This window comes from Pseudoalteromonas sp. MBR-15 (assembly GCF_053628915.1).
The window spans coordinates 89,888-113,274 of sequence record NZ_JBRJHH010000013.1 but is presented as its reverse complement, the minus strand read 5'-3'; the positions used below and the strand labels follow the sequence as shown (position 1 = coordinate 113,274).

Annotated in this window: 25 protein-coding genes and 1 riboswitch; of the genes, 12 read left to right on the top strand and 13 right to left on the bottom strand. The window is 43.3% G+C overall.

The features are described 5' to 3' along the window. Window positions 1–5: 5 nt before the first annotated feature. Window positions 6–998 (bottom strand): ubiquinone anaerobic biosynthesis protein UbiU, encoded by a 993-nt coding sequence (gene ubiU / locus ACSSVW_RS16595; protein ID WP_074989365.1) that lies wholly within the window; start codon window positions 996–998, stop codon window positions 6–8. An 80-nt stretch (window positions 999–1,078) separates the two neighbouring features. On the opposite strand from ubiU, the gene ubiT reads away from it, so the two are divergent. Then, window positions 1,079–1,597, top strand: coding sequence for a ubiquinone anaerobic biosynthesis accessory factor UbiT (gene ubiT / locus ACSSVW_RS16590; RefSeq protein WP_454179727.1), 519 nt, complete (start codon window positions 1,079–1,081; stop codon window positions 1,595–1,597). Window positions 1,598–1,731: 134 nt separating this feature from the next. On the opposite strand, the gene ACSSVW_RS16585 is transcribed toward ubiT, so the two are convergent. Together ACSSVW_RS16585 and ACSSVW_RS16580 are read right to left on the bottom strand one after the other, a co-directional pair. Next, window positions 1,732–2,103 carry a hypothetical protein gene (locus ACSSVW_RS16585; protein WP_036973038.1) on the bottom strand — a complete coding sequence of 124 codons (372 nt, stop codon included), beginning with the start codon at window positions 2,101–2,103 and terminating at the stop codon, window positions 1,732–1,734. A 69-nt stretch (window positions 2,104–2,172) separates the two neighbouring features. Then, the gene (locus ACSSVW_RS16580) at window positions 2,173–3,786 is read right to left on the bottom strand and encodes an MFS transporter (RefSeq protein WP_065978353.1); all 1,614 of its coding nucleotides are present in this window, start codon (window positions 3,784–3,786) and stop codon (window positions 2,173–2,175) included. A gap of 278 nt (window positions 3,787–4,064) precedes the next feature. Here ACSSVW_RS16580 and narL point away from each other — a divergent pair, with 278 nt between their 5' ends. The 3 genes from narL to ACSSVW_RS16565 are packed head-to-tail and all read left to right on the top strand — an operon-like array spanning window position 4,065 to window position 6,277. Further along, window positions 4,065–4,718, top strand: a complete 654-nt coding sequence (gene narL, locus ACSSVW_RS16575) for a two-component system response regulator NarL (protein ID WP_036973040.1) — start codon at window positions 4,065–4,067, stop codon at window positions 4,716–4,718. Between the two features lie 2 nt (window positions 4,719–4,720). Further along, window positions 4,721–5,977, top strand: a complete 1,257-nt coding sequence (moeA, locus tag ACSSVW_RS16570) for a molybdopterin molybdotransferase MoeA (RefSeq protein ID WP_454179726.1) — start codon at window positions 4,721–4,723, stop codon at window positions 5,975–5,977. A 15-nt stretch (window positions 5,978–5,992) separates the two neighbouring features. Beyond that, window positions 5,993–6,277: a hypothetical protein gene (locus tag ACSSVW_RS16565; protein WP_036973042.1), complete on the top strand. Its 285-nt coding sequence runs from the start codon at window positions 5,993–5,995 to the stop codon at window positions 6,275–6,277. Here ACSSVW_RS16565 and ACSSVW_RS16560 read toward each other — a convergent pair. The 10 genes from ACSSVW_RS16560 to ACSSVW_RS16515 form a co-directional block, all read right to left on the bottom strand. Further along, window positions 6,274–7,449, bottom strand: coding sequence for an ATP-binding cassette domain-containing protein (locus ACSSVW_RS16560; RefSeq protein WP_454179725.1), 1,176 nt, complete (start codon window positions 7,447–7,449; stop codon window positions 6,274–6,276). The two genes, ACSSVW_RS16565 and ACSSVW_RS16560, sit on opposite strands and share 4 nt — an antisense overlap. 14 nt (window positions 7,450–7,463) lie before the next feature. Next, window positions 7,464–8,156: a molybdate ABC transporter permease subunit gene (gene modB, locus ACSSVW_RS16555; protein ID WP_036973043.1), complete on the bottom strand. Its 693-nt coding sequence runs from the start codon at window positions 8,154–8,156 to the stop codon at window positions 7,464–7,466. 4 nt (window positions 8,157–8,160) lie between these two features. Next, entirely contained in the window at window positions 8,161–8,913 is a 753-nt protein-coding gene (gene modA / locus ACSSVW_RS16550) for a molybdate ABC transporter substrate-binding protein (protein WP_180311121.1), read from the bottom strand. 10 nt (window positions 8,914–8,923) lie between these two features. Continuing rightward, a complete protein-coding gene (locus ACSSVW_RS16545; RefSeq protein WP_065978350.1) occupies window positions 8,924–9,373 on the bottom strand; it encodes a molybdenum cofactor biosynthesis protein MoaE in 450 nt (149 codons plus the stop codon). 2 nt (window positions 9,374–9,375) lie between these two features. Continuing rightward, window positions 9,376–9,621 (bottom strand): molybdopterin converting factor subunit 1, encoded by a 246-nt coding sequence (gene moaD, locus ACSSVW_RS16540; protein ID WP_065978349.1) that lies wholly within the window; start codon window positions 9,619–9,621, stop codon window positions 9,376–9,378. A gap of 15 nt (window positions 9,622–9,636) precedes the next feature. Continuing rightward, on the bottom strand, window positions 9,637–10,107 hold the full coding sequence (moaC, locus tag ACSSVW_RS16535) for a cyclic pyranopterin monophosphate synthase MoaC (protein ID WP_036973047.1): 471 nt from the start codon (window positions 10,105–10,107) through the stop codon (window positions 9,637–9,639). After that, a complete protein-coding gene (gene moaB, locus ACSSVW_RS16530; RefSeq protein ID WP_036973048.1) occupies window positions 10,107–10,658 on the bottom strand; it encodes a molybdenum cofactor biosynthesis protein B in 552 nt (183 codons plus the stop codon). Before moaB ends, moaC begins: the two co-directional genes overlap by 1 nt. Continuing rightward, window positions 10,646–11,218: a molybdenum cofactor guanylyltransferase gene (gene mobA / locus ACSSVW_RS16525; RefSeq protein WP_199524279.1), complete on the bottom strand. Its 573-nt coding sequence runs from the start codon at window positions 11,216–11,218 to the stop codon at window positions 10,646–10,648. The genes moaB and mobA overlap by 13 nt, the downstream gene beginning before the upstream one ends. A 1-nt stretch (window position 11,219) precedes the next feature. Further along, window positions 11,220–12,191 (bottom strand): GTP 3',8-cyclase MoaA, encoded by a 972-nt coding sequence (moaA, locus tag ACSSVW_RS16520; RefSeq protein WP_036973049.1) that lies wholly within the window; start codon window positions 12,189–12,191, stop codon window positions 11,220–11,222. Next, window positions 12,179–12,310: riboswitch (molybdenum cofactor riboswitch) on the bottom strand. (Overlaps the previous gene by 13 nt.) 123 nt (window positions 12,311–12,433) lie before the next feature. Beyond that, window positions 12,434–14,257 carry a histidine kinase gene (locus tag ACSSVW_RS16515; protein ID WP_083422916.1) on the bottom strand — a complete coding sequence of 608 codons (1,824 nt, stop codon included), beginning with the start codon at window positions 14,255–14,257 and terminating at the stop codon, window positions 12,434–12,436. 267 nt (window positions 14,258–14,524) lie between these two features. Here ACSSVW_RS16515 and ACSSVW_RS16510 point away from each other — a divergent pair, with 267 nt between their 5' ends. The 8 genes from ACSSVW_RS16510 (at window position 14,525) to rpoZ (ending at window position 23,308) form a co-directional block, all read left to right on the top strand. Beyond that, window positions 14,525–18,250 (top strand): nitrate reductase subunit alpha, encoded by a 3,726-nt coding sequence (locus ACSSVW_RS16510; RefSeq protein ID WP_454179720.1) that lies wholly within the window; start codon window positions 14,525–14,527, stop codon window positions 18,248–18,250. 14 nt (window positions 18,251–18,264) lie between these two features. Continuing rightward, a complete protein-coding gene (narH, locus tag ACSSVW_RS16505) occupies window positions 18,265–19,800 on the top strand; it encodes a nitrate reductase subunit beta (RefSeq protein ID WP_036973051.1) in 1,536 nt (511 codons plus the stop codon). Window positions 19,801–19,803: 3 nt separating this feature from the next. Continuing rightward, window positions 19,804–20,517: a nitrate reductase molybdenum cofactor assembly chaperone gene (gene narJ, locus ACSSVW_RS16500; protein ID WP_036973052.1), complete on the top strand. Its 714-nt coding sequence runs from the start codon at window positions 19,804–19,806 to the stop codon at window positions 20,515–20,517. 10 nt (window positions 20,518–20,527) lie between these two features. After that, on the top strand, window positions 20,528–21,211 hold the full coding sequence (gene narI / locus ACSSVW_RS16495; protein ID WP_454179718.1) for a respiratory nitrate reductase subunit gamma: 684 nt from the start codon (window positions 20,528–20,530) through the stop codon (window positions 21,209–21,211). A 45-nt stretch (window positions 21,212–21,256) separates the two neighbouring features. Beyond that, complete coding sequence (locus tag ACSSVW_RS16490; protein ID WP_036973054.1) at window positions 21,257–22,033, top strand: peptidylprolyl isomerase; 777 nt, start codon at window positions 21,257–21,259, stop codon at window positions 22,031–22,033. Between the two features lie 15 nt (window positions 22,034–22,048). Then, window positions 22,049–22,189 carry a hypothetical protein gene (locus ACSSVW_RS16485; RefSeq protein ID WP_454179716.1) on the top strand — a complete coding sequence of 47 codons (141 nt, stop codon included), beginning with the start codon at window positions 22,049–22,051 and terminating at the stop codon, window positions 22,187–22,189. Between the two features lie 112 nt (window positions 22,190–22,301). After that, entirely contained in the window at window positions 22,302–22,922 is a 621-nt protein-coding gene (gene gmk, locus ACSSVW_RS16480; protein ID WP_421418935.1) for a guanylate kinase, read from the top strand. 110 nt (window positions 22,923–23,032) lie between these two features. Next, window positions 23,033–23,308: a DNA-directed RNA polymerase subunit omega gene (gene rpoZ, locus ACSSVW_RS16475; protein WP_036973056.1), complete on the top strand. Its 276-nt coding sequence runs from the start codon at window positions 23,033–23,035 to the stop codon at window positions 23,306–23,308. Window positions 23,309–23,387: the final 79 nt, after the last annotated feature.

Below are 23,387 nucleotides of genomic sequence, written 5' to 3'. Positions count from 1 at the left end.
TACTCCTATTTCCACTTGCGATGATACGCACCTAAGGTGGTTTGCTGCCCCTCAGATAAACTGTCCAGCGTCGTTTGCCAATGCGTTTCAACACTGAAGTCAGTCACATTTTGCTTTGCATGGTCAATAGCCTGTCGCCAAACGCGTGTAACTTGCTCAACATAGGCAGGGCTGCGCTGTCGGCCTTCAATTTTAACGGCCGCAATATTCATGGCTAATAACTCAGGTAACAAAGAAAGCGTATTTAAGCTCGTTGGCTCTTCTAAGGCATGGTAGGTTTCGTTATTAACAACAAAACGCCCTTTACATAACGTTGGATAACCGGCTTGCTCATCGTCAGTGAACTGATCAATCAATACATCATTCAAGCGTGATTGCATTCGAGCGCCCTGTTGTTGCCAACGAACAAACTTGGCCGGTGAACAGGCACCTGTTGTATTAGGTGATTCGCCTGTTAAATATGAAGATAAATAACAACGCCCTTCGGCCATAATACATAAACTACCAAAGGCAAAAAGCTCAAGTTCGATGTCGGTGGTGGTTGCCAATTGCCTGACCTGTTGCAAACTTAATACCCTAGGCAATACCACTCGCTTCACACCAAACTGCTTATAAAAATCAATTGCGAGTGCATTTGTCACCGATGCCTGCACACTGACATGCATTTCTTGGTGCGGATAATTATTCGCAATAAAATCAAGCGCAGCAATATCAGCAACAATCAGGGCATCTACCCCCACTGCAATCGCTTCATCAATGGCATGCTTCCATCTTGTAAAATGATTGGGGTGAGCAAAGGTGTTAATAGCAACATGCAATTTTCTTTTATGCTGCTGACAATAGTCTGCCGCTTCAACGAGTTGCCGCTCATTCAAGTTTAGGCCCGCAAAGTGACGCGCATTGGTATCATTGTTTAAGCCAACGTAAACCGCATCAGCGCCTTGCGCAATTGCCCTTTTTAACGAGGGTAAGTTTCCTGCTGGGCAAAGTAACTCCATACCCACTCCTGATTATTTAAACTAAGAAATAAATTATCAATAATGGTAAGCCAGCAAACCTAATAAGGTAATCTACTAATATGATTAGTCTCACTGATATTATGAAGCATAAAACTCCGCCATTTTTTACCCCGAAATGGCTAACTGCTATTACTCATCTCACGCCAACCGCAGGCATAAGTTGGCTGATAGAACAGCGAATAAACCTCATTTTTAAGACACAGATCAACGACGGTGAGCTCGACTTTTTAATTGATAAACAGTTATGCATTGACGTCGATAACCTGCCACTCAGCTTGCTTATTTCACTCAATGCAACCTCTAAACGGTTAACTATTTTCTCTATAAAACCGTGGTTACTCCCTAAAGAACACCTCAAATACGACGGAAAGTTAACAGGGAGTAGTGATACATTTTTAAGTTTGATGAGTGGAAAATACGACCCTGATACACTTTTTTTCTCACGTAAATTAGCAATCCAAGGCGACACAGAACTGTGCCTAACTGTTAAAAACTGGCTCGATACGCAAGACCCACAAGCAAGCTTGCCAGACTGGTTATTTAATCAGTTAACAGAGTATGTAGAGTCATTAAAATAAAAAGAAGGCAGCGAGTAGCTGCCTTCTTTTTACATTTAGGAGAGTTGTGCACAGAGCACACTAACGGCCATTAATCAGTTTAATATCGACCACTTACTTTGTGCCATTATTGCCGTGCAATTTTTTATACTGACTTAACTACCGACCATTTCTACAAGGTTATCTTCTCTATCGAGGACAACATACAACGCCGTGTTTTTACCACTTTGTACGTCTTTAATCATTGCCTTCATGCTACTTTCAATCAGGCTGACCTCTGTATTAGCACCAATACTGGTGACAAATAATAAATCCCATGCTTGGTTTATGTTATCTGCTTCGTGACAAAGCGCCGTATAGTCAGTTAACTCACTGGGCAGTTTATCAACACACATAACAGGCTCAATCACGCCTTTATTGACATCGTTAACTGAACTTTCAACATTTGCTTTTGTAAATAACAACAGTAGCTTAACGGGTTCAGCTTGATGGCGAGCCATGGATAATAATTCTTGAAACTTACTCATATTCTTTTCCTGCAACAATAGAAAAAGAGCCAAAAACCGAAGTTGATGGCTCTGGACAAGTGGAGATCGTTATGGATTATAAAATTCGCCGTCTTTTCTTAAGTAGAACCACCAATTAATAATCAAACATAGCGCATAAAATACCGCGAAACCAATCAGTGCTACCTCAGGTGTTGTCGCTTTAATTTGCTGACCAAATACCATTGGAATATAAAATGCACCGTATGCAGCCACTGCTGAAGTCCAACCTAATACAGGGCCTGCTTGTTCTTTAGGAAACACCATCGCAATCGTTCTAAAGGTTGAGCCATTACCAATCCCTGTTGCTCCAAATAGCACTAAGAATAAGATGAAAAATGGCATAAAGAACTCTTCAGGTGTAGGCGACTGATAAGCCTCTTTCATGTAATAGGCCGCACCTAACGACGAGCCAATCATTACCACAGAACACACCTGTGTTACTAACGCACCACCCCATTTATCAGCAATCCACCCACCTAGTGGACGAATTAATGCCCCAATAAATGGTGCCATCCACGCATACATGAGCGCACTTGGGCCATTTGGGTTTAAGGTACTATGGGTCATCACACCATCAACCATAATGTGTTGAAAACCAAAAATAACTTTGATTGCTAACGGAAATGCTGCCGCAAAACCAATAAATGAACCAAACGTCATGGTGTAAATCGTGCTCATTACCCAGGTATGTTTATTATTAAAGATTTGATATTGCTTAGTGAGGCTTTTACCAATCGCCCCCGGTATCATCTTCAGTAAAAATACGGTAATAGCAACAACCAGCACCAGTACCAACTCTTTCGGTACCCCAAAGCCAGAACCATTTGCTGATTCAGGAAGCATCAACCACAGACCAGCCGCCGCAGTGGCAAGACCAATCGTTAGCATCACAGAAATCATTGCAAATGCACTCAGAGGGCTGCCTAAGTTTGGTGACACTTCTGGCGTGCGAATGTTATTCATACCAAACCATGTTGCAAAGAACAGCGGTATTAAGAACAGTAGCCATAAAAAACCACCGTTTTGCAGCCAAGTTTCAGAACCGGCTGGAATTTTACCAATCAAACTTCCCGACGTGCTCACCAACGTAATTGGATCGCCGCCCAATGCACCAAACACCCCATATGTCATAAACAATGGAATCAAAATCTGCATCGTTGTCACACCAAAGTTACCTAACCCTGCATTGAGACCCAGCGCTAAACCTTGTTGTTTTTTTGGAAAGAAAAAGCTGATATTTGACATTGAAGAAGCAAAGTTACCCCCACCAATACCCGACAACAAAGCAAGTAACTGATATTGCCACAATGGTGTCGTTGGGTCTTGTAATGCCAAGCCGGTAAATAGAGCCGGAATTATGAGTAGCGATGTAGTGAAGAACAGCGTGTTTCTGCCACCACAAAAGCGAATGAAGAAACTACTGGGAATACGTAATGTAGCACCAGAAAGTCCAGCTATCGCCGTCAGCGTAAATAGCTCATCTGCGCTAAAACTAAACCCTGCATTCATCATCTGAACGGTCAAGATTCCCCAGTAAAGCCAAACAGCGAAGCCACAAAGTAAACTTGGGATCGAAATCCATAAATTCCTTTGCGCAATTTTTTTACCTTGGGAATTCCAGAAAGCTTCATTTTCCGGTTCCCACTTGTCTAGTTCAGCCATATGCTGCTCCATTTCGTTCTAATTGAACTTACTATGCGCACATAAAATCAACTCAACAATTCACATTGATGGGTAAGCCACACACAGCATAAACAGCAAACAACTACCACTTAGTGGGTATATTTAAGCGTAAGTAATTGTTTATCATTAAGTAATATAAGAAAGCTTAAGGTTATTAGGAGTAATAGGGAGGCTTTTTGGTGAATACTTTATTGATCCACGTTAAGATATTTTTAAACCGCCAGTCTTTCAGGCTAAAGCCAACAAAGAGTTAAAGTATGAATGCACTAACCAGCTCAATTTTATTAGTTGATGACCACCCATTGCTACGCAAAGGCCTACAACAGTTAATCGATTTAGAAGACGAACTCGTCGTCATCGGTGAGGCAGCAACAGGCAAAGAAGGGCTACAGTTAGCTATAGAGCATGATCCCGATCTCATTATTCTTGACCTTAATATGCAAGGAATGGATGGCTTAGAAACCCTTAAAGCCATGCGTGCCAGCGATGTTACATCGCGTATTATTATGCTAACGGTTTCTGATAACGATGAAGACGTGCTCACTGCAATCAGCTATGGCGCAGATGGTTACTTACTAAAAGACATGGATCCTGAAGAAATTCTCGAAAAAATAAAACAAGCGGCACTGGGTAAAATGGTGCTGAGTGAAAAGCTCACAGGGGTACTCGCCCAAGCGATCCGCAAACCTGATGTATCGCAAAAAGCGAACATCCTCAATTCACTCACTAGCCGTGAATTTGAAATCCTCAAGTTAATTGCGAAAGGGTTATCAAACAAGTTAATCGCACGAGAATTAGATATTTCTGATGGCACCGTTAAAGTGCACGTAAAACACCTGCTGAAAAAGCTAAACCTGCGCTCACGTGTTGAAGCTGCCGTGTGGATAATCAATCAGCAAAAAGGGGCTTAATAATGAATCAGTTTTCGAGTGAGCAGCCCCTGCTCTCTTTTCAACACGCTAGCGAAGCACTTTTATCAGACACGCCGTTATTAGTTAAAACAGAGACACTGCCTTTATCGGCTGCTCATCGTCGTATTCTTGCTGCACCGATTATCGCCGACATTAATGTGCCTAACGCAGATAACTCAGGAATGGATGGTTTTGCATTTCGTTTTAGTGACTTAAATGAACACACACATTTAAATATTATTGGCACTGCTTATGCCGGGCATCCATTCAACGGCGAATGGCAATCAGGTTGCTGCATACGCATCATGACAGGCGCACATATTCCGGCTGGTTTTGATACGGTGATTATGCAAGAACATGTCACGGTCTCCACTGAACAAACAATCACTTTAAACACTAAGCCTTGCTTTGCACAAAATGTACGTAAACAAGGTGAAGATATCAGTATCGGCAGCCAATTATTTGCATCAGGGCAACGTTTAACAGCCACAGATATCGGTATGCTTGCCTCGCTTGGTATTGCCTCTGTTAGCGTTTATAAGCCACTTAAAGTGGGGGTTATTTCTACGGGCGATGAACTTTTTGAACCCGGCACGCCACTTTCACAAGGTGGAATTTACGATACTAACCGTTACACGATTCAGGCTATTTTAACTAATTTAGGCTTTGCGGTGCAGGATTTTGGCATCATTGCTGACGACCCTGACGCGCTCAGGTTGGCTTTTGAAGAAGCACTTTCAAATACCGATATCATTATTACCTCGGGTGGTGTGTCGGTCGGTGATGCTGATCACACAAAAACAGTGCTCACAGAGCTTGGCCAAATGCAGTTTTGGAAAGTAGCAATAAAGCCAGGTAAACCATTCGCATACGGTCATTTTAAGCATTTAACACAAGACGGCCACAACAAGCGATTTATGGGATTACCGGGCAACCCGGTTTCAAGTGTTGTGACATTGCATCAACTCGCGATACCTGCGCTTCGTAAAATGGCTGGTGAAACAGTGCGTACACAGCCTCCCCTTAAGTTACCTTTAGCGTGTGATATTAGTAAAAAACAAGGTCGCGCTGAATTTATTCGTGCATCATTAGTTGTCGATAACACAGGAACCTATGTTGAGCCTTTAAAAGGACAAGGTTCTGGCATGCTCAGTACTTTTGCAAAAAGCCAAGGTTATTTATTGCTTGATGCTGAAAAAACTCAGTGGCAAAGTGGCGACTTAGTGCCCTTTATTCCTTTTGATTGTGCATTAAATTAGAAGCAAAGCAGTCAAATGCAAACACGTAAACCTGACCGCGTCACCGCCATGCAGCAATTAATCGAGCAGGTAAAAGTAGAACTTCCCTTATACGAACCTGATACCTTTTTTTGTGGCACCGATAACTCGTGTATCGGCTGCCCTAAAAAGCTAATGGAGTTGGTTGATACCGAACTATGCTACTGGGAACACCAACTGCAAATAGGCACAATCCCTAATTTTGACGATATTTCTCGATTCGCGAAGCTCTGCAAAAATGTAAAACGCGGTTTAGTAAGAAATAACTTAGTCGATAGTTAACCGTGTAATGCGTCCGCTTTACCTATTAAAAACCACGTTTCATCTAATTTAGGCTGTAGTTGATTAAATGATAAGCGCGTGATCCACACATGCAATGATGCGGGTTTATGCACACCGTCTTGTTCGCTGTTAGCGAGCCTTACTTTCACCAACATACCTTGCTCTTTTCCCATATTAACGGGGTAAAACGCCGTGATCCGCACTTTTAATTGGTTCACAAAACTACTCTCTGGTAGTGCTGTTTTTGATAAACCCAGACGATTTGCTTTCAGTATTAATGGCTGCAAACGCCCTATTTGATGCTCTGAATTATACGCAGCAAAGCAGCGCTGCCCGCCAACGTGATACTCCGTTAAGCCCAGGGCAGGAAAGTGAGCATGAACCTGTCCGTAAAACATAGAGGTAAATTGACTTCCCTGTATGTTCTCACTCGATTGGCTCTCTAGTAACTGCTGCTGATAACGCTCAACACCTTCATCCACAGGGAACATTTGCCACTGTGTACTATTGCTTATCGTATGCTGCAATAAGCAGCTATCAGCTAAAGCTAATACATCATCCAGTTGGTGACATGCTAACAAAGCAGCACCTTGCACTTTACAAAGGTAGTCTTTTATAACCCCTATACAGGCTTGCTTATTAATTTGATCGAGACCGGTAAGCACTTCATCTAATAATAATAATGGCGCTCCTTTTATCATCGCAAGCAAAAGCGCAACGCGCTGGCGCTGTCCACCACTTAATTGGTGAGCCCGATACACTAGTTTGTCGGTCAGCCCTAAGGGGTCGATTGCCCAACTTATATCAAATGGCTGCGCTTGTTGCTTAGCAACCAACTTTAATAAAGCGGCAATGCTTAGGTGGTCAAATAACAAAGGAGACTGTGTTACGTATGCGATGCGGCGCTTATGTGCTGGCATACCTAACTGCTGTTGCCCTGTTACTTTTAATCCGCCAAATGCAGGAGCAACACCCGCAATTGCATTAAACAAACTGCTTTTACCTGTACCACTTGGGGCTAATAACACCGTTATTTGCAAGGTCTTAAGCTGACAATCAAGTTGCTGAGTAACAGGCTCTGAACAATTAAGTTCAATATGCGCAACCACAGGCTTAGACGTACACTGTGGGTCTGAAATACCCATGCTGCTGTCGCTATTTAATGCCATCATCTGTTTAAACCTATTCAAAGCAAGCTGGTTGGTGTACTTACACGCTGCGTTTGCCTTTGCCACCATTGACATGCAAACACAACGGCAAATGAGAACACGAGCATCAGCCCTGCAAGCATATTTGCAGCCTGAAGATTAAAACTCTCAACATGATCAAATAACGCCAGTGACACAACTTGAGTTTCTCCTGGAATATTACCGCCAATCATTAAAATAACACCAAACTCCCCCACCGTATGGGCAAAGCTTAAAGTCGCAGCGGTATAAATAGCCGGTTTAATCATGGGGAGTACTAACCATAAAAACTGCTTCCATGGCTTAAAGCCCAATAAGGCAGCACTGCTGTATAAGTTATCAGGCAATTGTTCAAATGCACTTTGTAAGGGCCGAAAAGTAAAAGGTAAGCTGTAGATCATCGACGCCACTAAAATCCCCGAAAAGCTAAAGACTAACTGTATACCCAAGGTATTTTGCAGCCATAAACCGATACCTTGTTGCGGCGAAAATAACACTAAAAAGTAATACCCTAATACCGTAGGAGGCAAAACTAAAGGCAAGGTAATTAAGGTTTCGAGGAAGGGTTTTATGGCCCGTTTACTTCGCGCAAGCCAATATGCGCAGGGAATCGTTATTACTAACAACGCCAGCGTACTTAACGCAGCAAGTTTTAACGTAATAAAGATGGCTTGCAAGTCTCCCTCGCTCATAGTATTACCTATAGCCCATTGATTTTATTAACTGTTGTGCCTGTTCAGTTTGAACAAAATGATAAAACTGACGCGCAAACACTGAGTCTTTTACTAATAAAACATGCTGCTCAATTGGCTGATACCACTCACTGGGAATGGCGATAGCCGTGCCATTATGTGGTTGTTGCAGTAGGCTTTTTGCAATTAAACCTAACTCTGCATTTTGGCTTTCAACATATTGAAAAGCATGCAAAATAGATCCCCCCGTTACTGTTTTTTTCGGCTTGGTTTGTAAATGAGCCAATACCTCAACCGCAGCCTGTCCATAAGGTGCATAACGTGGATTCGCAATAGCTAAAGTAATATGGGGCAAACGTGTCATAACGCCTTCCAAACTGTCATAGCCCTCAGACGAATAAAACACCAATTCGCCAAGCGCATACACTGTGCTTTCAATGCCAAAACCATCGGTTTTTAGTTGTGTAGGTAATATTGCATCGGCTGAAAAAAATACGTCATAAGGGGCTCCATAACGAAGCTGTGTTGCGAGTGTGCCTGATGAGCCAGTCACCACTTTAACCTGTATATCGGTTTTAATCTGTGCTTTGAATACTGGCAGCAACTGATCCATTACAGCGACAAAGTTAGCCGAGCAAGCAATCGTTAGCGAAGAAGATGTGTCTTTATCATTAGCGCTTGCAGGCAATACACAGCAAAATAAAACCAGCACAGTCGCTATCGTGTATGTGGTTAGTTTATTTGTTAGCCACTGCATTGTCTCAACCCTACAGCCACTGGGCAGCCGCTATTTGATCTTTATGATTGGCACTCACCCAACGAGTCTGCTCCCCTTCAACGTGCTCTTTTTTCCAAAATGGCGCACGCGCTTTAAGTAAATCAATTAAATACTGTGCTGCTTCAAATGCGGCTTCGCGGTGGACACTCGACACTGCCACCAGCACAATTTGATCTGTTAAGCTTAATTTACCAACGCGGTGAATTAAGGTTACCTTTTCCAAAGGCCATAATGACAACGCTTGCTGCTCTAACTGGGTAAGGTATTTCTCTGTCATCGCCGGATAATGCTCTAGATATAAGCTATCGACTTGATGGCCTTGATTAATGTCGCGAACACGGCCTACAAACATAACCACGGCGCCCGACACCGAGTCGTCAGCTAACATGGATTGATACTCTTCGTTCATATCGAAATCATGTTCTTGTACACGGATCATCACTAACCTCCAGTGACAGGTGGAAACATAGCAACCTCATCGCCAGTGCCGACCGCAGCATTATCATCAACCAAAATTTGGTTTACGGCCACTAACACATCTTTATCGAGTAACCAGGTGTGCCAACGCTCATCTCGTTCAGCCAATGTTTGGCGTAACTGCCTAACCGACATACCTTGTGCATCTAGTTGCACCGAGTCACAGCCTAAACGTTCACGTAACTGTGCAAAAAAAAGTACCTTATTCATACATACTCCCCTTAATTAGCCAATATAGGTGCCGCGTCTGCCACCACTTTTATAGGTAACTCGCATGTTCTGTACTGTCATGCCTTGGTCAACCGCTTTACACATATCGATAATAGTGAGTGCTGCAATCGATACCGCAGCTAACGCTTCCATTTCAACCCCGGTTTGCCCAACTAACTTGCAATAACTTTGAATATCAACCGCACTGCCTTGGTTGTTAATAGAAAACTCAACCGCCACCTTACTTAACGCCAACGGATGACAAAGGGGGATCAAATCAGCTGTTTTTTTTGCTGCTTGAATTCCTGCAATACGTGCGACAGCTAATACATCGCCTTTGTCTAACTGATTTTGCTCAATAAGAGCGAGCGTTTCTGGCTGCATCACGACCGTTGCGCATGCACGCGCTTCTCGCACTGTTGCTGATTTATCTGCAACATCAACCATGCTTGCTTGACCACTTTTATCTATGTGGGTTAACTGCATTAATTCATCTCCCGAGAATGGCATTGTTCAACACGATGTGATTTAAGCTCTGCTACAAAATTACATGGCCCACACCGCGAATCGAGTTGCTGACATAAAATCTCATCCCAGGCGGTAGCACACGCATTTGGGCTACCCGGCATAGCAACAACAAGGGTTCTATTCGAAAGCCCTGCTAACGCTCTGGATTGCAGTGATGAGGTGCCAATTTGCGAACAAGACAAATGCCTGAATAACTCACCAAAACCGCTCACAGACACATCAAATAACACATCGATTGCCGAAGGCGTAATATCATCCGGTGTCAGTCCAGTGCCACCAGAAATCAGTACCACGTCAATATCGTCACTGGCTATCCATGTAGCGACTTCCGCGCGTACTTTATAAATATTGGCTTTATGTAATTGTCGATTAAGCACATGATGCCCACTGTCTATGACTTTTTGCTGCAACAAATCACCCGCAGTGTCTTGCTCAGGGCCTCGACTATTACTCACTGTTAAAATCGCTATGTTTAATGGTACAAAGCGGTTGCTTTTTACTCGCGCCATGCGTAATCCTTTTGATCAACCAAACAACGAGCCTGTGCCCATTGTTGTGGTGTATTAACGTTATATAGTTCACGACCCTCGCCATTTGACTCAAACAATTCAATGACGGCCGCTCCAAGCTCTTCAAGTAAACCACTGACAGAGCGCTGCCCATGCTCTAAACGTTGCTGGGCAATTAAACTCACGCGTTCAAGCCGATTGAGGTAACAAGGCAATACACTGTGTGCAAAGTAACAGGCACAATCTCGTCTGCGCCCTTGGTTGATAAGGGTGCGTAAACTTGTTTTAGATAGCAGCGGCATATCGATAGGAATAACAAGCGCATCATCATACTCAGCGTGATTCAAACAGGCATGAATACCCGCTACAGGTCCTTGCTGTACAAATTTATCAACGATAAAACCGCTGCTATTTCGACTCACAATGACCTCATCGCAGCCCGCGTCTTTAAGGCAAGCAATCGCGCGTGTTAATTGCGTTTGACCATTAATTTCAAGTAAAGCCTTATCTTGCCCCATGCGGCGAGAAAGCCCTCCAGCCAGAACAATACCCACTAACATACTAACCCCCTAACATAGCCAGTTGTTTGGTCAGCCCTGTTCGTCCCATTTGTAATTGATGGCCTTGCCATTTATGTTGAACACTGCTTAAAAGGTGAGTGGCTAAGCCTCTAACATCTTGATTATCTAACCAAGGCGTTAAGTCATCATTTGCTTCACCAAATAAACACAAATGCAATTTGCCTTCAGCAGAGACGCGTAAGCGGTTGCAGCTTGCACAAAATGCCTTACTGTAAGGCATGATCAAGCCAATTTGACCCGCATAGTGAGGGTGAAAAAATTCTTCGGCTGGGCCCGCATCCACCGCTTTGGGGGCTGCTCGCCAACCCGACTGTAAAAGCTGCTGTTTAAGTTGCTGACCTTGTACATGTTGGGCATTGAAATAAGCCCGGTTATCACCGGTTTGCATCAGTTCAATGAAACGAAATGTGACAGGCTTATCTTTAATATAATCAAGAAATTGCTGTAATTGGTTGGCATTGTATTGCTTGAGTAAAACCGCGTTTAATTTAACTTTTTTAACACCCAGCTCTAAGGCTTTATCAACACAGCTAAGTACTTCATGTAATGAGTCACTGCCGGTGATTTGCGAAAATGTATAAGGATTCAAGCTATCGGCGCTCAGGTTTAGGTTTGTTAAACCACTGGCCACTAAACGAGGAAGTTTTTCAAGTAAGCGATAGCCATTGGTTGTCATTGCAACGGTATCAATACCTTGGGTTTCACTGCATGCTGCGACGATATCGGCAAGATCTTTGCGCAAAGTGGGTTCGCCGCCAGTTAAGCGTATTTTTTTAGTACCCGCCATCGCAAAGGCGTTTACCAAGGTGCTAATTTTATCAACACTGAGGGTTTTCGGACGAGCATCACACACGTAGCCATCCGGTAAGCAGTAATTACATTTAAAATTACAGACTTCCGTTACTGACAAGCGTAAGTAATTATATTTTCTATCAAAATTATCTTGCAACATCACAGCCTTTCCAAGTCGGGAGGCAAACAAATTTCTTTATTTACCCGGTGGTCACCCACGGTACATTAACCATGCTAAAAACTAGTTTAGGTCGATGTACTTCAGCATCTTGGATACAGCTTAGAGAGTTTGCATTTGCATCACCATACAAAAGAATGGGCAGACAAACTACCCACAAATAAGTAATTTACAGCAACAAGCCCATTATCAATCATGCGCTTATACATTATAAAATCTTTAAATCACTGATACAGATCTTTACCGCCGACAGGCAAAAACGTCAGTTTTACTTGTGTCCCCTGCTCTTCTCGAGGTAATACCACTAACTCACCATTAAGGTGTTTGGCTCGCTCTTGCATAATAGCCATGCCGTAATGGTTTAATTTCTCTGCATTGTGGCTAATCCCTACGCCATCATCACTAATAGCAAGCTCTAATTGACCATCATCAAGTTGCTTTAAGGTGATCCACGCATTGTTCGCCTGTGAATGGTGCACGGTGTTTTGGCTTGCCTCTCGTGCAATTTGTAAAATATGAATTTCTTCCATTGGAGATAAAGGCACTTGCTTAACGGCAAACTCTAAATGAAACGAAATGCTGCTTTGCGAGGCTAACTGATCAATGGTTTTATTCAGCGATGCCTCTAACCCCTCTTCCACCATTTTTAAACGAAAAGTGGTTAATAGTTCACGTAATTGCCGATATGCAGAATCTAACCCCATTTTAAGTTCATCAATAATCGGCTGCTGCATATCATATTGCTGCTTATTCTGCGTTTTCGACAAGCGCGTCACTTGAATCTTCAAATACGATAATGCTTGTGCTAAAGAGTCATGTAACTCACGCGCAATCACCGTACGCTCATGGAGTAACGCGATACGACGGTCTTGATTATGCTGCTCGTCAAGGTTAAGCGACAAGGCAACCTGGTCGGTCACCGACTGAACAAGCTGTAACTGCCAAGAATCTTCGGCAAAGCATTTGCCTCCACGCACAACAATCACACCGTAATGGTTATCCCCATACACTAATGGAAAGCGTGTTACGGTGCTGTCATCAATTGATACAAATGCAGCGCTCCCAATACAGTTATCACAACTTTGAGCGCGGCATGCTCCCTTGTCATCGTGTGTTGGTTTTATTTGTACATACGGCTGGTCGCCACCCGATGTCATTAAGCATAACTCAATGTCATTAACGCCAATGAGTTGCGACAACTCATCAAACGTTTGCTGTAAGTCATGCTTTTTTTCTCTGGTTTCCAGTAGCAAACGGGCTGTTTTAAACAAAAACGCAAGGGTCTGATTATTTAACTCAAGCTTTTCAGTTTGCTGCTTTACGCGTAATTCAAGTTGGCCATACATTGATGCTATCGCCTCGCAGGTATGGTTCAAGGTGGCTCCCATTAACGCCAGTTCGTCATCGCCCTGTAAATCAACATGATGCGTAAAATTTCCTTTCCCGATAGCGTAGGCAGCGTGAGTCAGTTCAGCCAAAGGCTTTTCAACCCTTAAACTGATTAAATGCAAGGTAAACATGCCCACCAATAAGGTAATAAACAACGCGCCAACTTGAATAGTGCGCAGTAATCTAATTTTGCTTTCAGCATCTATTTGCACCGCATAAACAAATGCATCAGCATTTTGAGCGAGTGTTTTTACGTAGAGATTAAATTGAGCCTTATCTTCTATCGGTAGGTTAAGCAGTGCGGGCTTTAAGAATGATTGCCAATGAACAATGGTTTGCTGCCACAACACATTTAACTGTTCATCATTTTGTAGCTTCTGAAAAATGGGGTTTCTTAGTTTTTCTTCAAATATTGCAATGCGTTTATCTATTTCTTGTTTGTTTCCTTCAAGGCCGTACATTCCCAGCTGATACGACTCCATTCTCAGCGAGCCACTCAAATTAATTGCGCGAGCATCTAAGTCGGCTAATTCTGTGATCCAATACGATGCAAACAAGGTCGTAATGGCCAGACTAATAATCCCGACCAATGACCCTTTGATATACACCATGACCGAGCCATTAAATCGATTTTTTAGTTCATTTAACCGAATACCCACAATAATTACCCACCTTTTCTATGTTACGAAACCATAACGCTTGTATGTTATCAACACCAGTATTTTCACCCTAATAGCCCCACATTTACACTACCTCTTTGTAGGTATTCTCATAATATTCATAGCCTTACCCCCCATTGAGATATTGATCCTCATCAAGTTACTGTAGCGGTGAAACACTATATTTGATTTGCAATGTAGCTTTCTGCCGCTTCAAGGTGCCTAGTGATTGAGCGCTAAAGTTGAGCAGGATAGGAGAATAAGTAAATGAGCCATTTGTTGAATAAAATGCGCTTTTTCAAGACTAACAAGCAAAGCTTTGCGGGTAGTCACGGTGTAACAACTGATGAAAATCGCGATTGGGAAGACGGCTATCGTCGTCGCTGGCAGCATGACAAAATTGTACGCTCTACACATGGTGTAAACTGTACAGGTTCATGCAGTTGGAAAATTTATGTAAAAGATGGGCTAGTTACCTGGGAAACTCAGCAAACAGACTACCCTCGTACACGTCCTGACTTACCAAATCATGAACCTCGTGGTTGTCCTCGTGGAGCAAGCTACTCGTGGTATATTTACAGTGCCAACCGCTTAAAATACCCTAAAGTTCGTCAAGCATTATTAAAACTGTGGCGCGAAGCTAAGCAAGTACATAGTGATCCAGTTAAAGCATGGGAATCGATTGTTACTGACCCTGCCAAAACGAAAAGCTACAAATCAAAACGTGGTTTAGGTGGCTTGATCCGTGCTAAATGGGATGAAGTGAACGAGATCATCGCGGCTTCTAATGTTTACACCGCAAAAACGTACGGCCCCGACCGTATCATGGGATTCTCACCTATTCCTGCAATGAGCATGGTTAGCTACGCGGCTGGTTCGCGTTATTTATCACTGATTGGTGGTAACTGCTTAAGCTTCTATGACTGGTATTGTGATTTACCACCTGCATCGCCACAAATTTGGGGTGAACAAACAGACGTTCCAGAATCAGCTGATTGGTATAACTCAAATTATATCATTGCTTGGGGCTCAAATGTTCCACAAACACGTACTCCTGATGCTCACTTCTTCACTGAAGTACGCTACAAAGGCACCAAAACGGTTGTTATTACTTCTGACTACTCTGAATGCTCTAAATTATCAGATATTTGGTTATCGCCAAAACAAGGTACCGATGCTGCTCTGGCAATGGCCTTTGGACATGTAATTCTAAAAGAATTCCACATTGAAAAACCAAGTAGTTATTTTACCGACTACGTTCGCCGCTACACCGATATGCCTATGCTTGTCGTGTTGGATAAAACCGACCAAGGCTACACACAAGGTGCCTTCTTACGTGCAGCAGACTTGGCTGATAACTTAGGCCAAGACAACAACCCGAAATGGAAAACCATTGGTCTTGATGAAACAAGCAATGAACTTGTCTCACCAACGGGGGCTATTGGCTATCGTTGGGGTGAAAAAGGCAAGTGGAATATTGAGCAACGTGAAGGAACAAACGGCAGCGATATCAAGTTAGCGCTCAGCTTAAAAGATCACTCAGATAAAGTTGAATCAGTATTATTCCCTTACTTTGGTGGCCAAGCACATGAACTTGGTTACTTCCAACATACTGAACATGACGATATTCAAGTTCGTAAAGTCCCTGTTAAAGCAATTACCCTCAAAGATGGTAGCGAAGCACTCGTTGCCACCGTATTTGACTTAATGATTGCGCATTACGGCGTTGACAACGGCTTGGACGACCCTGCGGTTGCAAAATCATATGAAGACAATGTGCCGTATACACCGGCATGGCAAGAAAAAATCACCGGTGTTAACGCGGCTCACGTAATCCAAGTAGCGCGTGAGTTTGCCGATAACGCAGACAAAACTCGTGGCCGCAGCATGGTCATCGTGGGTGCTGGACTTAACCACTGGTATAACATGGATATGAACTACCGTGGCTTAATCAACATGCTGATGATGTGTGGCTGTGTGGGTCAATCAGGTGGTGGCTGGGCTCACTATGTAGGCCAAGAAAAGTTACGTCCACAATGTGGCTGGTTACCGCTTGCGTTTGGTTTGGATTGGCAACGTCCACCGCGTCAAATGAACGGGACGTCTTTCTTCTATAACCATTCTGATCAATGGCGTTATGAAAAACTTGAAATGACCGAAGTGCTGTCTCCTTTAGCAAATAAAGAGAACTGGACTGGCTCAATCATTGATTACAATACACGTGCAGAACGCATGGGCTGGTTACCTTCTGCCCCTCAACTTGGCATGAACCCACTGCAACTGTGTAAAGATGCAGAAAAAGCAGGACTATCAGCTAAAGATTATGCAGTGCAACAACTTAAATCAGGTGATTTAGACTTTGCATGTGAAGACCCTGATAACCCTAAAAACTTCCCGCGTAACATGTTTATTTGGCGCTCTAATTTACTGGGTTCATCGGGTAAAGGTCACGAATACATGCTGCGTCATTTCCTCGGTACTAAGCATGGCTTGCAAGGTAAAGATCTTGGCGAAAGCGGAGATAAAAAACCTGAAGACGTTGTCTGGCATGATGATGCACCAGAGGGCAAAGTTGATTTATGGGTCACACTTGATTTCCGTATGTCAACGACCTGTTTGTATTCCGATATCGTGTTACCAACCGCAACTTGGTACGAAAAAGATGATATGAATACATCCGACATGCACCCATTCATTCACCCACTTTCAAAAGCGGTTGATCCAGTGTGGGAATCACGTTCGGATTGGGATATTTTCAAAGGCATTGCGAAAAAATTCTCTGACTTATGTGAAGGTCACTTAGGCGTTGAGAAAGATTTAGTAACATCGCCACTCATGCACGACACGCCAAGCGAGTTAGCCCAGCCAGACGGCATTAGTATGTGGTGGAAAGGCGAATGCGATCTGATCCCTGGTGTCACAGCACCCAATATGATCGAAGTTGAGCGTGACTACCCTAATACCTACAACCGCTTTACCTCTCTTGGGCCACTGCTCGAGAAACTCGGTAATGGGGGTAAAGGTATTAATTGGAATACAGACCAAGAAGTGAAGTTTTTAGGTGAGTTGAATTACACGCACACCAGCGAAGGCCCACAAAAAGGTCGTCCAAAAATAGACACCGCTATTGATGCAGCTGAAGTCATTTTAAGTCTTGCTCCTGAAACCAATGGTCATGTTGCTGTTAAAGCGTGGCAAGCATTGGGTGAGTTCACGGGTCGCGACCATACACACTTAGCAACCCCTAAAGAAGATGAAAAAATTCGCTTCAGAGATATTCAAGCACAACCACGTAAAATCATCAGCTCACCAACATGGTCAGGGCTTGAAGATGAGCATGTGTCTTACAACGCAGGCTATACCAATGTGCATGAACTGATCCCTTGGCGTACCGTTACCGGCCGTCAACAATTTTACCAAGATCACCAATGGATGCGTGATTTCGGTGAAACCATGGTGTCGTACAAACCACCTGTAAACTTAAAAACAACTCAACCATTATTAGATAAAAAACCTAATGGTAATAAAGAGTTAGTTTTAAACTGGATTACGCCACACCAAAAATGGGGTATTCACTCAACCTACTCAGACAACCTACTTATGCTGACATTAAGCCGTGGTGGTCCGATTGTTTGGATCAGTGAAACGGATGCCACAGAAGGGGGTATTAAAGATAACGATTGGATCGAAATCTTCAATGTTAATGGTGCCATTGCAGCACGTGCCGTCGTATCACAGCGTGTACCACAAGGTATGAGCATGATGTACCACGCACAAGAGCGCATTGTAAACACACCAGGCTCTGAGATATCAGGAACTCGAGGCGGTATTCATAACTCAGTTACCCGCGCCATCATGAAACCAACCCATATGATTGGGGGTTATGCACAGCAATCATACGGCTTTAACTACTACGGTACTGTGGGCTGTAATCGTGATGAGTTTGTAATTGTCCGTAAGATGGACAAGGTTGATTGGCTAGATAACGAGTAACCGAGGATAAAATTATGAAAGTACGTGCACAAATTGGCATGGTCCTAAATTTAGATAAATGCATCGGTTGCCATACCTGTTCAATCACTTGTAAGAATGTATGGACTAGCCGAGAAGGTGTTGAATACGCTTGGTTTAACAACGTAGAGACCAAACCGGGTATTGGTTATCCGAAAGAATGGGAAAACCAGAGCAAATGGAATGGTGGCTGGAAACGCAACAGTAAAGGCGTATTAGAGCCCAAACAAGGTAATAAACGCCGTTTACTAGCTAATATTTTTGCTAATCCAGATTTGCCCGAAATTGATGATTACTACGAGCCGTTTGATTTTGATTATCAACATCTGCATAACGCACCTGATAGCAAGCACCAACCGGTTGCTCGCCCTCGCTCGTTAATTACGGGTCAGCGTATGGAGAAAATCAACTGGGGACCTAACTGGGAAGAGATTCTCGGGACTGAATTCTCAGAGCGTAAAAAAGATAAAAACTTTGACGACGTAGTACAAAAAGACATTTACGGGCAATTTGAAAAAACCTTCATGATGTATTTGCCACGCCTGTGTGAGCACTGCATCAACCCAGCCTGTGTTGCTAGCTGCCCTTCTGGTGCGATTTATAAACGTGAAGAAGATGGCATTGTCTTAATTGACCAAGACAAATGCCGTGGCTGGCGGATGTGTGTATCAGGTTGTCCGTATAAGAAAATTTACTACAACTGGAAATCGGGTAAATCAGAGAAATGTATTTTCTGTTTCCCTCGAATCGAAGCAGGTCAACCCACCGTGTGTGCTGAAACCTGTGTAGGTCGAATTCGTTACTTAGGCGTCTTACTTTATGATGCAGACCGCATAGAAGAAGTTGCAAGTGTACCGAATGAGCAAGACTTATACCCTGCACAGCTTAGTATGTTCTTAGATCCGAACGATCCTGAGGTCATTGAAGCAGCACGCAAAGAAGGGATCCCTGAAAATTGGTTAGAGTCAGCACGCCAATCTCCTGTCTATAAAATGGCAATGGACTGGAAAGTAGCACTGCCTCTGCACCCTGAATACAGAACCTTGCCAATGGTTTGGTATATTCCACCATTGTCGCCGATTCAATCAGCGACAGAGGCAGGTCATGTTGGCATGAATGGCGTTATTCCTGACTTGAAGTCATTACGTATCCCCATGCGCTACCTTGCTAACTTACTTACCGCAGGTGATGAGAAGCCCGTTGTACGAGCACTTGAACGCATGATTGCTATGCGCGCTTTCAAACGTTCGCAACAAGTCGATGGCGTTGAAGATCTCGAAGTACTTCAGCAAGTTGGACTAAGCGCTGACCAAGTTGAGCAAATGTATCGTTATATGGCGATTGCCAATTACGAAGACCGCTTTGTGATACCCACCAGTCATAAATCGTATGCTGAAGATGCCTACGATATGAAAAATGGCTGTGGTTTCAGCTTTGGTAATGGCTGTAGTGATGGTAACAACGGCGTAAATTTATTTGGTGCCAAAAAAGCCACCGTGAAACAAATTATCCCCGTTGAGATCAAGGAGTAAGTTATGCAAGTTTTAAGTGTATTTTCTCATTTACTTGATTACCCAACTGCTGAGCTTGTAGAAGCGAAAGATGAGCTAATTAGCACGCTTAAGCAAAGTTCACTAACAGAGCAAAATCAACGTGCTGTCTGTGATTTTATCACCACACAATGCGAAAAAGACATACTCGACTGGCAAGCCGAGTATGACGGATTGTTTGAACGTGGACGCGCGCTTGGTCTGTGGCTTTTTGAACATGTTCACGGCGAAAGCCGTGACCGTGGTCAAGCTATGGTCGACTTAGTCGAGCAATATAAACAGGCAGGTTTAGAGTTAAGTCAAAATGAACTACCTGACTACATTCCCCTGTTTTTAGAGTTCTTAGCAACCCAAGGTGAGGAGAATGCTCAGTCTTGGTTAGTTGAAGTTGATCATATTTTTGGTCTGCTATTGTGCCGACTCGAAAAACGAGAGAGTAACTACTCATTACTGTTTTTAAGCTTGCTAGAGCTTGCACAGAGTGACCTAGACCTCGAGGTATTACGCAAGCAAATCAACGGTGAAAAGCGCGACGATACGAAACAAGCAATTGACAAAGAATGGGAAGAAGAAGCCATTACTTTTGGTGCACAAGATGCAACTAACTGCCCAAGTTCAGTCAATCGCCCTGACGAAACTCAGCGCAAAGATCAATATGTTCCAGTTAGCTGGACTGACTTTAATCAAGAAGCCAGTTAAGGAGTTCATCATGAGTTATTTAAACACCTTTTTCTTTGGGATTTACCCCTATATCGCCTTAGCCGTGTTTGTTATTGGCTCGGTAATACGTTACGACCGAGAGCAGTACACATGGAAAACAGGCTCAAGCCAACTACTTGAAAGCAAAAAACTCAAGCAAGGCAGCCGCGCATTTCATATTGGTATCATTATGGTATTGCTCGGCCACTTTGTAGGCTTACTCACACCAGCAGAAGTATGGCATGTGTTTGGTATTGAAGCGGGTCACAAGCAACTGATTGCCATGACGTTAGGCGGTGTGTTTGGTTTGATTTGTTTTTACGGTCTAACCATTTTAATCAAACGCCGCTTATATGAACCGCGCATTAGAGCCACCAGCAGTAATATGGATATTGCAATTTTACTGCTGTTATACGTGCAGTTAATTTTAGGTTTATTGTCAATTTTTGTCTCAGCAGGTCATTTAGATGGTGCAGAAATGCTACTCCTAATGAGCTGGGCACAAAACATTGTGACCTTTGATTTAACCGAAGCAACCGCAGCAATTACACAAGTACATTGGATTTATAAGCTACATGTTGCACTAGGTATGACGTTATTTGTGGTATTCCCATTTAGTCGCTTAGTTCATATTGCCAGCGTACCGGTACAATATTTAGGCCGAAACTACCAAGTGGTTCGTAGCAAATCTTAACCTATCATGCCCTGTTTCGACAGGGCATTCCCCCTCGAGGTCGATATGATTAACGTTAATCAACACACTATTAGCGAAACACAAATTCTTAATGAAATGCAGTATCACCCAGCCGACGATCATCGCGCTGCGATGGTAGAGGCGGCACAGAGTTTGATCATTGGCGAATTGTTACAACAACGCGCACAAGCGCTAAATATCAATCTAGATACGCACGCTTCAGACACCGACGAGCAACGCCAAAATAAATTGCTCGAAAAACTTATCGCTGCAGAAGTGCAACTGCCCCGTGCCAGCGCGACTGAGTGCGAACATTATTATCAACAAAACAAACCCAAGTTCACCACACCTCCCCTCATTGCAGCAAAACATATTTTACTTGCAGCACCGAGTAGTGATGAAAAAGCGCGTAGTCATGCGCTGAACCAAGCCGAAAACCTGCTTAACGCACTCTCGCAAGGCGCTTCTTTTAGTGAGCTTGCACAGCAATATTCAAAATGTGATTCGGCTCAGTTAGGAGGCCAACTTGGTCAAATAACAAAAGGGCAAACCGTCAGCGAGTTTGAACGTCAAGTATTCAGTGCTGATGTTGGCTTAATTGCTCACCCTATTGAAACCCGTTTTGGTTATCACCTTGTTTATGTTGATCATAAAGAGCCTGGGCTGCAACTGCCTTTTGAAGCCGTGGAGTCACGTATTGAGGACTACCTGAATAAAAAAGTAGAGCGCAAAGCCATCGCGCAATATATCCAACTATTAATTGCTGACGCCGATATTGAAGGCTTCGACTTTAATGTCAGCAGCAGTCCGCTTGTACAATAAAATAAAGGAAAACACATGAGTTGTTGTGGAGCCTGTGGTGGGCAAGAGAATACAAAACCAACCGATCAAGACAATACGCCAAGTGAGCAAGCTATGGCGGATACCGCAAAGCACAAAGATGAGGGGCAAGCAGTCCCTGACAATGAAGACGAGTAATCTCACTGAAACTTGAGCACAACGCGTCAAATAAAGTACACTGTAGAATACAGTAAAGGCTTGTTGGAGTATTCGCTCCTACAAGCCTATTTATTTTCAATAGAGACAGATCATGGCGCAAACTCGCGGAAATTTATTTATCTTATCGGCCCCTTCAGGCGCAGGTAAATCAAGCTTAATTAGTGCATTACTAAACAAACACAGCGATATGAAAGTATCGGTTTCACACACAACTCGTTCACCTCGCCCAGGTGAAGAAAACGGTGTGCATTATCATTTTGTGTCGGTTGAGGAATTTAAAGCACTGATTGAAAAGAATGATTTCTTTGAATGGGCGCAAGTGTTCGATAATTACTACGGCACTTCAAAGCAAGCAATTGAGACTCAGCTTGCAGAAGGCATTGATGTATTTTTAGATATTGACTGGCAAGGTGCACAGCAAATTCGTAAATTAGTCGAAGATGTTGAAACCATTTTTATTTTGCCCCCCTCAAAAGAAGAGCTTGAGTCACGCTTAACGAACCGCGGCCAAGATTCGAGTGAGGTTATTGCAGGAAGAATGGCCAAAGCCCAGTCTGAAACCTCTCATTACAATGAATATGATTACGTTGTAGTAAATGACGACTTTGATACCGCCTTGGCTGAAATCGAAACAATTGTTATGGCAAAACGTTTATCACTCAAGAGCCAAGCACAGCGCCATCAAACGCTTTTAGATAATTTATTAAAGTAAGACACGCGTTAATTAACGAATAGAGATAAAAATTAACCACTAGCTATTGGCGAATCTGACTTGGTGCAGTAAACTACGCCTTTGCTTAAGAATTTATTTGGAGTGCTAAGATGGCTCGCGTAACTGTTGAAGATGCAGTAGATGCAATTGGTAATCGTTTTGACTTAATTTTAGTTGCGGCTCGTCGTGCCCGCCAAATCGCGGTAGGTGGAAAAGATCCACTTGTTGACGCAGAAAATGACAAGCCGACAGTCATTGCTTTACGTGAAATTGAGAAAGGGTTAGTAAATAGCTCATCAATGGACTTAATTGATCGTGAAGAACAACAACACCAAGAAGCAGCAGAAATGGCTGCAGTGGCTGCTATCGTAGGTGGCAACCAATAATCAAGCTCCCCGCTTTGATTTCGCTAAACGGCTAGTATTTCAGCACTAGCCGTTGGCAAGCCCTTCTTTTCATCGTATA